Source organism: Alkaliphilus flagellatus, assembly GCF_018919215.1.
Classification (GTDB): domain Bacteria; phylum Bacillota; class Clostridia; order Peptostreptococcales; family Natronincolaceae; genus Alkaliphilus_B; species Alkaliphilus_B flagellatus.
The window spans coordinates 319,231-333,375 of the sequence record NZ_JAHLQK010000003.1 but is presented as its reverse complement, the minus strand read 5'-3'; the positions used below and the strand labels follow the sequence as shown (position 1 = coordinate 333,375).

The window sequence follows — 14,145 nt, the reverse complement described above, 5'->3', positions numbered from 1 at the left end:
AAGACTTCACCCTTAGCCTTTCAATTTATTGTTTAAACATATTGTATACCAAAAATGAAGAAATTAACAACAACTTCTAGAATCTTTTAGAAATTATAATACCTAAAATAAATCCAAATATAGCAAATATTGTAGAAATACGTCCCTTATCTAGCTCTTTTCCCTTTGGAATAAGCTCTCCAATTGTAATATATAACATGGTTCCACCTGCGAAGGCAAGACAAATTCCAATAAGTCCATAGGCCATTTCCCCAATTAACACGCCAAAATATGCTCCCAGTCCCATAGGTGCACCTACTAATAAAGTAAGTAAAAATGCCTTTAAAGCCCCATAGCCCCCTATCTTCATAGGAACTACCATAGCAATACCCTCTGGCACATTATGCAGTGCGATTACTATTGCAAGACTAATACCTAAGCTACTTTCTGCCGCAAACCCTGAACCAATTGCAAGACCCTCTGGAAAGTTGTGTAGCGCAATACCTAACCCTAATAAAATGCCAGTTTTTAAGTACCCCTGTTTTTCTGATAATCTAGTTTTTGTAGGTGGGGTAATTAAATTATCTAAAAATGCAGATATAATAGCTCCCACACCTAAGCCTATAGCGGTATTTGTTACCCCTGCAATATCAAATGCCTCTGGCAGCAATTCAAATGCAACTATTGCAAGCATAACTCCACCAGACAACCCTATAATACTACTTAAAAAACGTCTAGATGGGTTTTTCATAAAAAAGCTAAATGCTCCTCCAAGTCCTGTGCCTAAAACTCCGACTATAAATCCTATTAAGGTAGTGTTTGCTAAATGACTCATGAAATCTCCTCCAATTCAGCGAATAATATAACACTTAATGTATATTCCACTATTGGGGGATTTATAAATAAAAAGTGAGAACTGTTGTCCTCACTTTTCACTGTTATTATATTAGTTCCCTGCTTCCTGCATTCTTTCAGCCTGGTCTGTAGTAATTAAAGCATCAATCATTTCTTCAATATCGCCATTTAAGAAAGAATCCAATTTATATATAGTCAAGTTAATACGATGATCTGTAATACGTCCTTGTGGGAAGTTATAAGTTCTAATTCTCTCACTTCTATCTCCAGTTCCTACTTGACTCTTTCTGTTTTGTGCAATTTCTGCCTGTTGTTCTTGAATTAAAATATCAAGTAATCTTGCTCTTAAAATTTTTAATGCCTTTTCCTTGTTTTTAAGCTGAGACTTTTCGTCTTGGCAAGATACAACAGCACCAGTAGGTATATGTGTAACACGGACAGCAGAGTCTGTTGTATTAACTGACTGTCCACCATTTCCAGAAGAACGGAATACGTCTACACGAATATCGTTCATATTTAATTCAAAGTCTACATCATCTACTTCAGGTAATACGGCTACAGTTATTGTAGATGTGTGAATTCTACCGCCAGATTCCGTACTTGGAATTCTTTGTACACGATGAACTCCACTTTCGTACTTCAACTTAGAGTAGGCACCGTGTCCTTTAATCATGAATATAACTTCCTTATATCCACCTACTCCAGTGTCGTTTGCACTCATCATTTCAACCTTCCAACCTACACTTTCTGCATATCTTGTATACATTCTAAATAAATCTGCTGCAAATAATCCGGCCTCGTCTCCACCAGCTCCAGCACGAATCTCTACAATAACGTCTTTATCATCGTTAGGATCTTTAGGTAATAGTAAAATCTTTAGTTCATCTTCAAGAACCTGTATTTGATCTTCAAGGTCGCTAATTTCCATTTTAGCCATTTCCTTTAATTCATCATCTGCTTCCTTATCCCTAAGAATTTCCTTAGCTCCCTGCAATCCTTCTTCTGCTGCTTTATATTCACGATATTTTATTACTATTTCTTCTAAGTCTGAATGTTCTTTAACTAATCTTTTCCATTGGTTCTGATCGTTAATTATTTCTGGGTCACCTATTTTTTCACTTAAATCCTCATATTTTTCCTCTAAAAAAGCTAGTTTATCTAGCATTTACTTCACCTCATTTACGTTTTTACCAATGTTAAATTATATCATAATATTTTATTTTTTTCTACTATTTTTTCCCTAACACTACACGGTCGAATCCTGCCAAATCCTTTAATACTTCAACCTTCCTAAACCCATTGATATTTAAAAGCCTGCAAACAGATTCTCCTTGATCATGGCCAATTTCAAACAATAGCCAGCCTTCATCTTTTAAATAATCCTTAGCAGCTATAGTAATTTCCCTATAAAAGTCTAGTCCATCCTCTCCGCCATCTAAGGCTAAACGTGGCTCATAATCTTTTACTCCTGGGTGCAGGGTTTCTACTACAGATCTAGGAATATATGGGGGATTAGATATTATAAAATCATAGGTTTTATATTCATCTTTCCCATGGATTGGACTAAATAAACTTCCTTCAAGAAATGTAATTCTATTTTCTACACAGTGTGCACTAGCATTTTTCTTTGCAACGTCCAAAGCCTTAGGCGAAATATCTATTGCAGTTAGCAAAGAATTATTAATATACTTAGCCAAACTAACTACAATAGCACCGCTCCCAGTTCCTATATCCATTATTTTCACCTTATTAGGCGAATAATTATTCTCATAAATATTTATTACCTTTTCAACTAAAATCTCCGTATCTCCCCTAGGGATTAATACTCCTTCTTCTACCTTAAAATCTAAGCCCATAAACTCCTGTTTGTTTACAATATATTGAATAGGCATATGATTAGTTCTTTTTTCTATTCGACACCAGAAGCTTTCTTGGACTTTCTTAGAAACTTCCCTTTCAGGATACATATGCAGATAAATCCTCTCTACATCTAATAAATCATAAAGCAAAACCTCTGCATCTAGCCTAGGTGTACTTATATCTGCTATCTGTAACTTTTCTGTCCCTTCCCTTAGCAGTTGTCCGATACTTACCATAATGCCGCATCCTCATCTTCTACTAAAACATTTTTAAGAGCTTCTATAGCTACTTCAATCTGGCCATCATCTGGTTCTATAGTTGTTAATTTTTGCATCATCATTCCTGGGTAACTTACTATAGACATAAGTGCAGATTGGCTTTTACCAGCAATTCTAATAATTTCGTAGGAAATTCCAGCTACTACAGGCAATAGAATCAATCGGCTTACAACTCTAGTAATAGGGTCACTCCAACCAATAATGGAGAAAAATATCATACTAACCATCATAACTATAAAAAGAAAGCTAGTTCCGCATCTAGGGTGAAGCGTAGAATATTTTCTTACATTTTCTACAGTAAGGTCTTCACCATTTTCATAGCAATAAATAGTTTTATGCTCTGCCCCATGATATTGAAAAACTCTTTTTATATCTTCCATTTTAGAAATAATAGCGATATATCCTACAAACAGACTCAAACGTAAAATTCCTTCTATTAGATTTAATCCTAATGTAGTAGTTATTACATTTTTCAATGCTCCAGTTAACAGGGTTGGTCCTAAAACAAAGGTTACAACTGATATTAAAAGAGCCACAAATACTGAAAAATAGATTAATACATCATTTAGCTTATCTTTAAAAATCCTCTCTAAAAAACCTTCTAGTTTACTAGATTTTTCACTAGTTTCTTCTTCCGGCATAGCTATATCTGCTGCATAGTTTAGCGACCGTACTCCAAGTATCATCGAATCTATAAGAGCTATACCCCCTCTTAAAAAAGGAACTTTATTCAACTTATATTTTTCAACAATACCCGTTACGGGTTCTTTTTTTACTGTTATTTGATTATCTGGTGTTCTAACAGCTATTGCTACATCCTTTGGGCCTTTCATCATAACACCTTCTATTAGAGCCTGGCCTCCTATAGAGGTTGGCTTTGCCACCTTATGGCTTAATTTGCTCATAGATTTCTTCCTTTCAATTTTAGATTAAGTTATTAACGAAAATTTTATCTTCTGTGACGCTTAAAATCTATTTAAAATTTTCAAGTGCTCAAGCTGCGGTTATGATTCAGGTGATATTAAAACTCCATTGAATCAAGTGTTGTTTATTATCTATTTTAATTATACCCCACTTTTTGATTTCCACAAAGGATAAATAGTTGCAGATAAAAATTTTTTAAAATTAAGATGGGGTAAAAACCTATCAAATAGTGCATATTAATCATATACAACATTGATTAATATACATTAAACAAAATATATTTTAACTAAGAAAAATTTTATTTTTCAACAAAGCTTTAATTATATAATAAAAGGAGAATTATGGATGGAGATAAAAACTATAAAAAAATTAAAACTATATGGATTTAATAACCTTACAAAATCCCTAAGTTTTAATATTTATGATATTTGTTATGCAAAAACTCCAGAGGATAGAAAAAGATATATAGAATATATAGATGAGCAGTACAATGCTGCAAGATTGACCTCTATATTAACCCAAGTTGCGGAAATAATAGGTGCTAATATCTTAAATATAGCAAAACAGGATTACGACCCTCAAGGAGCCAGTGTAACTATGTTGGTATCCGAGGGAGAATTAACTCCTTCTCACAAAAATGAATCTCAATTTGAAGAAAGTCCTGGGCCAATCCCTACCTCGGTCTTAGGTCATTTAGATAAAAGCCACATCACAGTCCATACTTATCCCGAAAGTCATCCAGATGATGGGATAAGCACCTTTAGAGCAGATATAGACGTATCTACCTGTGGTTGCATTTCTCCACTAAAGGCTCTAAATTTTCTAATCCATAGCTTTGAGTCCGACATTATGACTATAGACTATAGAGTACGCGGCTTTACTAGAGATGTTAATGGAAAGAAATTTTATATAGATCATAAAATAAACTCTATACAAAATTATATACCACGAAATACTTTAGATTTTTATCAAGCTATTGACGTAAACGTATATCAGGAAAATATATTCCACACTAAAATGATGCTTAAAAAATTCGATCTAGATAACTACTTGTTTGGTACAAATAAAAAAGAGCTTTTGTCTAGGGAAAGAACGAAGATTAAACAAAAGCTTAAAAAAGAAATGAATGAAATTTTCTATGGCAGGAATATACCAAAGGTATAAGTATAGAAAGATGGCAAGAGAGCATTTGCTACCCTTGCCACCTTTCTATTTACCTTCGGTTACCTGCAAGCCAACTCCCATAAAAATTATCCCCATTAAAAACAATACCATCATAGGGAAAAGTATATCTTGAGTAGGTGCATTATACGTTATAAGCTTTTTCATAGCATCCATAGCCCAAAACTGAGGCGTAAATCTTGCTAAAAGAAGAAGTAATTTATTAGTAATAATCTCTACAGGCCACATTAGCCCTCCTAACATAGAGGTACTCGTTAGCACTATTGGAGCTACACTTGAAAGTTGCTGAGAGGTTTTAAGAAAGGATGTTAGAAATAAGCCTAATCCTATAACTGTGAATGCAAATACTCCTAGGAGCAACACAAATCCAATAACATTTTCTGTCCATGTAATCTTAAATATTATCTTATTAAGCAAAACTAAAACTAGCATTTGTGCCATTCCTATTATAAAAGCAAAAATAAGATTAGCCGCATATATTTCTATTTTCGATACAGGAGAAATCATCAGTCGATCCCATATCAATAATTTCTTATCCTCTAAAATATCTCCCACTAAAAATAATATTGGATACATGGAAAAGAACAGTAAAAAACCTGCAGAAATCGAAGTAGTAGAATTTATTTTTTTATTATTATCTTCTCCTAACACTTTAGCTCTTACAGTAATAGGTCTTTGCTCTTCCCATTTACTCTCTACCAACTGATAAAATCGTTCTGCAGCATTCTCTTCTTTATTATACTTATTTAAGATCTCTACCCCTTTATTAACAATATTACTTTGAATAGCTATTTTTTGTACTGCACTGTTTAAAACTCCCTGCAACCCATAAATGTCTAAAGTTTCCACACTTCTGGCAATTATAAGAGAGCCTTCTTTTCCTTCTTCAATTGCCTCCTTAAAACCTTGTGGAACTACTAGGGCAAAGAATACATCCTGTTCACGTACTAATCTTTCTGCTTCCTCAGAATCTACTTCCTTAATACGATAAGAATTAGACTTTTTGATTTCATCTATAAGCCGCCTAGAATAGACACTATTATCCTCATTAACAATAGGTAGTGTTTGTTTTCCTCCCCCTGAGTTTATTCCTCCAAAAATTAGTGTAAGAACAATAGGGAAAATAGTCATCAATATAACCCAGCCCATATTTCTTTTAAATCCCATAATTTTAGAATATAATACGGAAAACAACTATGCCACCTCCCCTTGCTTTAGTATTATTACTGCTAGCACCAAAGAGCCTATAAAAATACTAATTAGCACTGTTAAGCTTCCAATAATCTCTCCTATCCCATAACCTTGCATCAACTTAATATATCCATTTATGGCAGTCCCATTAGGTGTTAAGGAACCTATTTTTTCAAGCAATGGCGCACCCTTTATAGGAAAGAAACTTCCTCCTAAGGAGGCAAAAATCATAATAATAATATTTTCAAACATATTAGATATTTTGGTATTTCCAATTTTATAATTTATAGCTGTTAAAAAAGCACTTATTCCCCCAACCGCTAAAGCAATGGATATAGTTAAAGCCAGTACATTCAAAGGCTCTCCCCAGCTGATGCTAAAAATTAGGGACGAATATATAATTAAAATAACTATTTGCATAAAAGCAATTAAAAAGGTTGTAATCCCTCTGCTCATTAAAATTTGTCCCTTTGTAACATTGCTTATTCTAAGTCGTTCATAGGTATGATAGTACTTTTCATCAAAAGCATATTTTGCACCGTAGCCCGCCACATAAAGCACGAACATCATTGCTTGCCCTACGGAATAATATTGCATTCCATTGACCGACTTCATTGCATTCCTATTTTCTGTCTGCAGTTTTATTGTGGAAGACTGTGATAATATGCCTTCAAGCAAAGTCCCTATCTCGGTTTGCAACTTATCTCCTATTCCCATTTCTGCCCCTATTTCAAAAAGGCTACTTTTAGCAATTATTCCTGATGATAGCACATTAGTAAAACCAGTCATTATTTCTTCTACAATATTTCCTGTAAAACTATTATTTTTACTTTTTAATACTTGTATCTGTTGTCTATAAATGAAAGGAGAGGCTAAATTCATCATAGTATAATAGGTGAAATCCTCTGGAATAATGATTACAGCACTAAGCTCTTCTTTTTCTAATAGATTTAGTGCCTCTTCCTCTCCCAATATTTCATAGCTTAAAAACTTAGATAATGTTTCTGAACCAAATATATCTTCTAATAATATTTCTTCAAAGTCAAAGGACTTCATATTTTCCTTTATTTCTTCAATATCGAAGGACCCTTCTTCGCCTGCCAACTGACTTATTGTATTTATTATCTTTTCTCTACCTTCTTGTGCATTATCTAAGTTGACTATACCTATTGTCGAATGCGCCATCCAGCCATCTTCATTATCTAAAAGCCTACCTATAGAAAACCCTAATATAGTAATTAAAACAGCAGGCATCAACAATAAGATTAGTAGTGATTTTCGATCTCTAAGGGCTCTTTTTAGATCCTTACCTATTAAATTTAATAGCATTTAATATACCCCCTAATCCCTTATAGTTCTTCCAGTTAGCTTTAAGAAAACATCCTCTAATGTAGGGGTCTTTATTTGAATTGAAATGATTTTTTTCTGTGTCTCTTGGGCCTTTTCAAATACTAGTTGCAATATATTAATTCCCTTTTCATAAATTAACGTAACTCTATTATCATTATCATTAATATTCACTGCCTTGACACCAATTATATTTTTCAATACTTTTATGGTATCATCCTGAATAGTTTCAAATATAACTTCCATGGTTTCTTCGTTGGAAATCTGTTCTTTAAGTTCTTCTTTACTGCCTGTAGCAATAATTTCACCGTGATCCATTATATAAATACGATCACATAGGTATTCTACCTCTTCCATGTAGTGACTAGTATATATAATAGTCATTCCTTCTTCTCTTAAGCTTTTGACAGTTTCTAAAATATGGTTTCTTGATTGGGGATCGATACCCACTGTAGGTTCATCCATAATTAGTATTTTAGGTTTATGGAGTAGAGCACAGCCAATGTTTACTCTTCTTTTCATTCCCCCAGAGTAGTTTTTAACCAAATCTCTCACTCGACCATTTAATCCTATAATCTCTAAAACCTCTTGTATTCTCTCCTCTAGCTCCTTACCCTTAAGCCCATAAACCTTTCCAAAAAACCTTAAATTTTCATAGCCTGTTAATTCAGGGTATAGCGCTATCTCCTGTGGAACCACACCTAGTATTTCTCTAAAGCCCCTAGGATTTTTTAATATATTCTTACCTTCGTAAAGTACTTCCCCCGAACTAGGAGGAAAAAGGGTAGAAATAATAGAAATAGTAGTGGATTTACCCGCCCCATTTGGTCCTAATAAACCCAAAATTTCCCCATCATTAATAGTTAAAGATACACCTTTAACTGCCTCCACTTTCTTAAAGTTTTTTCTTATTTCTTTAACCTCTATCACTTTATGCGCCCCCTTTAAACTTCTTGTTAAAACCACTTTCCTTTAACTCCTCTATAGTCATGGTATTTTCATCAGTTAATTCTGGTATTGTAGCTTTTACTTGTTTACCCAGATCCCAATTTTGTACCTTTCCTTTAAAATCAATTCTCTTAATATGTCCTCCCTGTGTAGAAGGAAAATTAATTATTAAATGAGTTTCTTCCTCTACCACAAATCCATCACGATCAATGTAGGCCCTATGATATATTTTCTCAAAATCTATTTCCTCTATTGCCTTTTTACACTGTTCTTCTATTTCTTTAGGATCTATAGAAATGTTATTTGTTTTCATTTGCTCTATCATTGTCTGATTAAACATTTTTGTACCCTCTATCATTAGAGGCATTATGTCCTCCTTTGTAAGAGTAATATGAAATTCTTTAGCTTTTATATCTCCTTCTGGAGTAGATATAACAATATTTCCAAGCTTAGAAACATTTTCCCTATCTATTACTTCCTTCCACATCTTTTCAAAACCTTTAAAATCTTTAATGAAAAACTGTTCTTCAAGTTTTTCTATTTCTTCTCCTTGAAGATCATCACCCTTTAATATCAATATTTTAGGTAATAATGGAGTTACTACATACAAATTATTTTTTTGCTTATATAATTTCCCTTCAATACCGAGATCATAAAGCTCCCCGTATATATTAGTAACACCTATTTCCTGTTCCTTATCGAAGGTAAATTCCATATCTACATTAAATTCCTCCCACTTCCTTAGCTCCTCCAAAACCTCTTTATCTAAACCCTCAGTATTAAATTCCACATGAGCCTCTTGAGTCATTTTCGTCTTTCCTGAAGATACTCCTTCAGTTTTTTCTAATGCCTTACTATAGGTTTCGTAGGCAGAACTGCTACATCCCGTTAATAATATTAATAATGTAGTAAGAATCAATACTATTTTCTTCATATTCTAATCCTCCTTAATAAGTATCTTAATATTATTATAGAATAGTACAGCATTTTTCCTATCTATCTAAGGATATATATTCCATAAAAAAAACATGACAAAAGTCATGTCTATACTAAATTATTATTAATACTAAAAATAGCTAACTGAGTCCTATCTCTTAAGGATAACTTATTAAGTATGTTAGTTATATGATTTTTTACCGTACCCTCAGAAATAAAAAGCTCCTTAGCAATTTCCCTATTACTCTTTCCCTCTCCTACACATCGAATAATATCAATTTCTCTCTCGGTTAAATTCTCTATTCTTTTATCCTGAATTTCATGCTTTTCTCCATAGCTTTTAAACTTTTCTACTACCTTTACTGCTACATCAGGTTGAATTTGAGCTCCACCATTATAAACAATTCGTATAGCTTCAGCAATCTTTTCGGGCAAAGCATCCTTCAATAGGTAACCAGATGCACCATATTTTAAGGCTTCAAAAATATACTCATCTTCATTAAATGTAGTTAAAATAATGATTTTAACATTAGGATGCTGCTCCTTAATTTTTCTAGTGGCTTCTACCCCATTAAGGCTAGGCATTTTGATATCCATTAATATAACATCAATACAATTTTTGCTACAAATTTCAATAGCTTCAAAACCATCTCCACCCTTTGCCACCACTTCTATATCTTTTTCACTTCCCAATACCATAGCTAGTCCTTGTCTAACAATAGGCTGATCGTCAATAATTGCTATACGTATCATGTAATCTCCCCCTTTAAGCAGAAAAATCCTTTAATCTTGTATGGCTGCCCAGTTATAACTTCCATGCTCCCACCTAATGATTCTATCCTTTCCCTCATGTTCCTCTGACCAAAACCGTTTTTATTATTAGATCCCACACCATCATCTTCAATATAAAAATAAAAGTTTCCCTTAATCACTTCACATTTAATTTCTATCCTACTACACTTTCCATGACGCAAGGCGTTGGTTAAAGCCTCTTGAAGAACACGATAAAGCACAATACCTTCTTCTGGTAACAAATAAACCGATGGAATATTATAGTCTATTTCCACATTAGTATCTTTTTGAAAAGATTTTAACATGCTGATTATATCTTCAATACTTTTGTTAGGTTGTTCATTTAACGCAGCCACCGCTTCACGAGTTCCAACCAAAGCTTGCCTTCCATTATTTTTAATGTCTTTTAATAAATCGGAAATATCTTCATTTTTTTGATAAAGATGGTCCAACATTTCTATTTGCATAATCAATGAAGTTAGGCTATGGCCTACACTGTCATGAAGCTCTCCAGCTATTCTATTTCTTTCCTTTAAAGCAAGGGCCTCTTCTCGCATCTGGCTATACTCCTTTAGTTTATCGTAAGCCCTCAGAAGCTCTTTATATAATATTTCCTGCTGTGTTCTTCCTTCAAATTGTAATTTCCCATAGTTAATAAGTGTAACAATAAATGCTAGAGCTAAAAAGTTAAAGGAAAATTCTGCAATAGTTTTAGCATTAGGAATTACATAAAGGGCATAGGAAAACTTCCCCATGGACAATAAGGAAAAGAAAATGGCAGCTGTATTACCCCATCTTCTGCTATTTAAAGTAATGCCTACCTCTAATATGACAACTACATATAAAAAGTGGACGAAATAATTAACCAAATATTTTGAGTAATGTTCTAATAAAAATATTAAAATACCATCTAATAATATAATCCATGCCCACTTCTGCTGAAAAGACGGTCTAATCATTCCCCATAAAATATAAAATATAAATATTCCCATTAAAATAATAGCTCTTTCCTTAGAAGCATTTTCAAAGGCTAGAGCCAAACTGAATAAAATAGTTGCTAGTAAAGGCTTTGCAATGTATATAACTTTTTTCATAGATTGCACCTACCCATTCTATAATAGCCTTGTTAGATAGACATAAGAAATAACCTCTCCAACAATATATTATCATTAGAGAGGTAAAATATAAAATATTTTCTTATTTAACTACAATGTTATAAATTCTACCAGGAACATAAATTTCTTTTACAATTGTTTTGCCTTCTAGTAGATCAACAAGTCTTGTATCGTTTCTAAACTGCTCTTTAAGCTGATCTGCAGTTGCGTCAACAGCAATTACCATCTGTCCCTTAACCTTACCGTTAATTTGAACAGCAATCTCTACCACGTTGTCTATAGTCTTTGCTTCATCCCATACTGGCCATGTAGCTTCATAGACCATTCCTTCGAATCCTAATTCTTCCCATAGCTCTTCTGTAATATGAGGTGCTACTGGATTCAACAGTGTTAAAAAGATTTTCATATCTCCCTTTGTTACACTTCCGTGGTCGTAGAAATCATTAACAAGAGCCATCATGCTAGCAATAGCAGTGTTAAACTTCATATGCTCATAATCTTCACTAACCTTTTTAATTGTTTTATGAATATTACTTTCTAGCTTTTCTGTTAAATCATTGCTATCTACTAATACTTCTTGTAATCTCCATACTCTATCTAAAAATCTTCTACAGCCCTTTACTCCATTTTGCGACCAAGGTACACTCTTCTCAAAGTCTCCAATAAACATTTCATAAAGTCTTAATGTATCTGCTCCAAATTCGTTAACAACTTCATCAGGATTAACCACATTTCCTCTAGATTTAGACATTTTTTCATTATTTCCACCTAAAATCATACCATGGGAAGTACGTTTTGCATAAGGTTCTGGTATAGGAACAACTCCACAATCGTATAGGAATTTATGCCAAAATCTTGAGTATAGTAAGTGTAGAGTAGTATGCTCCATACCACCGTTATACCAGTCAATCGGTAGCCAATAATCAAGGTTTTCTTTACTTGCTAGCTCTTCATTATTGTGTGGGTCTGTATACCTTAAGAAATACCATGAAGAACCTGCCCATTGAGGCATTGTGTCAGTTTCTCTTTCTGCATTGCCACCACATTTTGGACAAGTAGTTTCAACCCATTCTCTAACATTAGCCAAAGGAGACTCTCCATTATCTGTAGGCTCATAGCTTTCTACCTCTGGCAGTAGTACTGGTAACTCACTTTCTGGCACTGGAACCCATCCACATTCATCACAATAAACTAGTGGAATTGGCTCTCCCCAATATCTCTGACGTGAAAATACCCAGTCACGAAGCTTGTAGTTTACTTTCCGTGTTCCAAGACCCTTTTCCTCTAACCATTTGCTAATTTTTTCTTTAGCATCTTTTACTTCTAACCCGTTTATAAAGTCAGAGTTAACTATTTTTCCTTCCTCTGTATCAGTATAAGCAGCTTCTTCTACATTACCGCCTGCAACTACTTCTACTATAGGAAGACCAAACTTTTTAGCAAACTCCCAGTCTCTTGTATCGTGCCCAGGTACAGCCATTATAGCTCCTGTACCATAAGACATCATTACATAATCTGAAATAAAAATAGGTATTTGCTTACCAGTAGCTGGATTAATAGCTTCAACACCTTCAATTTTTACCCCTGTCTTATCCTTTACAAGCTCAGTTCTTTCAAATTCAGATTTTTTACTAGCCTCTTCTCTATAATGAAGAAGATCATCCATATTTTTAATATAATCTGCTAGCTCCTCGATATATGGATGTTCTGGAGAAATTACCATATAAGTAGCTCCAAATAAAGTATCTGGTCTTGTTGTATAAACAGTTATTTTTTTATCTCCAGTAATCTCAAAATCAACTTCCATACCTTCAGATCTGCCTATCCAGTTTTTCTGCTGAATTTTTACTCTCTCGATGTAATCTACTAAATCTAAATCATTTATAAGTCTTTCAGCGTATTTTGTAATTTTAAGCATCCATTGGTTTTTCTGCTTTCTAACTACTTCCCCACCACATCTCTCGCAGCCACCATTTACTACTTCCTCGTTAGCAAGACCAACCTTACAGCTGTTGCACCAGTTGATGGACATTTCCTTTTTATAGGCTAATCCCTTTTCAAAAAGTTTTTGAAATATCCACTGAGTCCACTTGTAATATTCCGGGTCTGTAGTGTTTATTTCTCTCGACCAGTCGAAGGACATACCCAAAGCTTGTAACTGTTCTTTAAATTTTGCAACATTTTTTTTTGTAACTATTTTTGGATGAATTTTATTTTGGATAGCATAGTTTTCTGTCGGAAGTCCAAAAGCATCCCATCCCATTGGATATAGTACATTATATCCTTGTAGCCTTCTTTTTCTAGAAACAACATCAAGTGCTGTATATGGACGTGGATGTCCTACGTGTAGTCCCTGGCCTGATGGATAAGGAAACTCAATTAAAGCATAGAACTTTTCCTTGTCCTTATCATTTGAAGCATGGAAAGCTCCCTTTTCTTCCCAAATTTCTTGCCATTTGCTTTCAATATCCTTTGGATTATATTGCTTCATTTTCTTCAACTCCTTTATTAATATTAAGTTGTTGTAAATTATTGATTACGCAGTTTCGCAACTCAAATTTATTTGCTCCCTTCGGTCACATAAATTTGGTGCTCATTGGGTTTGACCTACCATCAATTTGCTTCGCAAATTGGGTTAGGTCATAAAAAAGACCCTTCATCCTCTATAATATAGAGGCGAAAGGCCGCGGTACCACTCTATTTGATTATCTTCATATCAATATATTGCCACAAAGACA

At 33.8% G+C, this 14,145-nt stretch carries 12 protein-coding genes and 1 other annotated feature (1 of these 13 only partly in view); of the genes, 1 reads left to right on the top strand and 11 read right to left on the bottom strand.

Translation table 11 applies throughout. From position 1 onward, the window contains the following. Positions 1-76 precede the first annotated feature (76 nt). From KQI88_RS09110 to KQI88_RS09095, 4 genes are all read right to left on the bottom strand, one after another. Positions 77-814 carry a ZIP family metal transporter gene (locus tag KQI88_RS09110; protein WP_216416471.1) on the bottom strand — a complete coding sequence of 246 codons (738 nt, stop codon included), beginning with the start codon at positions 812-814 and terminating at the stop codon, positions 77-79. 111 nt (positions 815-925) lie between these two features. Continuing rightward, positions 926-1,999, bottom strand: coding sequence for a peptide chain release factor 1 (gene prfA, locus KQI88_RS09105; RefSeq protein ID WP_216416468.1), 1,074 nt, complete (start codon positions 1,997-1,999; stop codon positions 926-928). 64 nt (positions 2,000-2,063) lie between these two features. Then, complete coding sequence (prmC, locus tag KQI88_RS09100) at positions 2,064-2,930, bottom strand: peptide chain release factor N(5)-glutamine methyltransferase (protein WP_216416465.1); 867 nt, start codon at positions 2,928-2,930, stop codon at positions 2,064-2,066. Next, positions 2,924-3,877, bottom strand: a complete 954-nt coding sequence (locus tag KQI88_RS09095; protein WP_216416461.1) for a DUF1385 domain-containing protein — start codon at positions 3,875-3,877, stop codon at positions 2,924-2,926. Before KQI88_RS09095 ends, prmC begins: the two co-directional genes overlap by 7 nt. A 364-nt stretch (positions 3,878-4,241) precedes the next feature. Here KQI88_RS09095 and speD point away from each other — a divergent pair, with 364 nt between their 5' ends. After that, positions 4,242-5,060, top strand: coding sequence for an adenosylmethionine decarboxylase (gene speD / locus KQI88_RS09090; protein ID WP_216416458.1), 819 nt, complete (start codon positions 4,242-4,244; stop codon positions 5,058-5,060). A 45-nt stretch (positions 5,061-5,105) separates the two neighbouring features. On the opposite strand, the gene KQI88_RS09085 is transcribed toward speD, so the two are convergent. The 7 genes from KQI88_RS09085 to leuS all read right to left on the bottom strand — a co-directional run bounded on the left by KQI88_RS09085 (position 5,106) and on the right by leuS (position 13,898). Continuing rightward, a complete protein-coding gene (locus KQI88_RS09085) occupies positions 5,106-6,272 on the bottom strand; it encodes an ABC transporter permease (protein WP_216416456.1) in 1,167 nt (388 codons plus the stop codon). After that, positions 6,273-7,598 (bottom strand): ABC transporter permease, encoded by a 1,326-nt coding sequence (locus KQI88_RS09080; RefSeq protein WP_216416453.1) that lies wholly within the window; start codon positions 7,596-7,598, stop codon positions 6,273-6,275. Positions 7,599-7,610: 12 nt separating this feature from the next. Then, positions 7,611-8,546, bottom strand: a complete 936-nt coding sequence (locus tag KQI88_RS09075; RefSeq protein WP_216416451.1) for an ABC transporter ATP-binding protein — start codon at positions 8,544-8,546, stop codon at positions 7,611-7,613. Between the two features lies 1 nt (position 8,547). Beyond that, positions 8,548-9,498 (bottom strand): hypothetical protein, encoded by a 951-nt coding sequence (locus KQI88_RS09070; protein WP_216416448.1) that lies wholly within the window; start codon positions 9,496-9,498, stop codon positions 8,548-8,550. 110 nt (positions 9,499-9,608) lie between these two features. Then, on the bottom strand, positions 9,609-10,253 hold the full coding sequence (locus tag KQI88_RS09065; RefSeq protein WP_216416445.1) for a response regulator transcription factor: 645 nt from the start codon (positions 10,251-10,253) through the stop codon (positions 9,609-9,611). Then, positions 10,250-11,386, bottom strand: a complete 1,137-nt coding sequence (locus tag KQI88_RS09060) for a sensor histidine kinase (RefSeq protein WP_216416442.1) — start codon at positions 11,384-11,386, stop codon at positions 10,250-10,252. Before KQI88_RS09060 ends, KQI88_RS09065 begins: the two co-directional genes overlap by 4 nt. A gap of 103 nt (positions 11,387-11,489) precedes the next feature. Continuing rightward, a complete protein-coding gene (gene leuS / locus KQI88_RS09055) occupies positions 11,490-13,898 on the bottom strand; it encodes a leucine--tRNA ligase (RefSeq protein WP_216416440.1) in 2,409 nt (802 codons plus the stop codon). Positions 13,899-14,076: 178 nt separating this feature from the next. Beyond that, positions 14,077-14,145: a binding site (T-box leader), on the bottom strand (it continues 178 nt past the right edge of the window).

What these genes read in the sequence shown, in the direction of transcription:
- KQI88_RS09110 (WP_216416471.1), bottom strand. Translation starts at nt 814, where the DNA reads ATGAGTCATTTAGCAAACACTACCTTAATAGGATTTATAGTCGGAGTT.
- prfA (WP_216416468.1), bottom strand. Translation starts at nt 1,999, where the DNA reads ATGCTAGATAAACTAGCTTTTTTAGAGGAAAAATATGAGGATTTAAGT.
- prmC (WP_216416465.1), bottom strand. Translation starts at nt 2,930, where the DNA reads ATGGTAAGTATCGGACAACTGCTAAGGGAAGGGACAGAAAAGTTACAG.
- KQI88_RS09095 (WP_216416461.1), bottom strand. Translation starts at nt 3,877, where the DNA reads ATGAGCAAATTAAGCCATAAGGTGGCAAAGCCAACCTCTATAGGAGGC.
- speD (WP_216416458.1), top strand. Translation starts at nt 4,242, where the DNA reads ATGGAGATAAAAACTATAAAAAAATTAAAACTATATGGATTTAATAAC.
- KQI88_RS09080 (WP_216416453.1), bottom strand. Translation starts at nt 7,598, where the DNA reads ATGCTATTAAATTTAATAGGTAAGGATCTAAAAAGAGCCCTTAGAGAT.
- KQI88_RS09070 (WP_216416448.1), bottom strand. Translation starts at nt 9,498, where the DNA reads ATGAAGAAAATAGTATTGATTCTTACTACATTATTAATATTATTAACG.
- KQI88_RS09065 (WP_216416445.1), bottom strand. Translation starts at nt 10,253, where the DNA reads ATGATACGTATAGCAATTATTGACGATCAGCCTATTGTTAGACAAGGA.
- KQI88_RS09060 (WP_216416442.1), bottom strand. Translation starts at nt 11,386, where the DNA reads ATGAAAAAAGTTATATACATTGCAAAGCCTTTACTAGCAACTATTTTA.
- leuS (WP_216416440.1), bottom strand. Translation starts at nt 13,898, where the DNA reads ATGAAGCAATATAATCCAAAGGATATTGAAAGCAAATGGCAAGAAATT.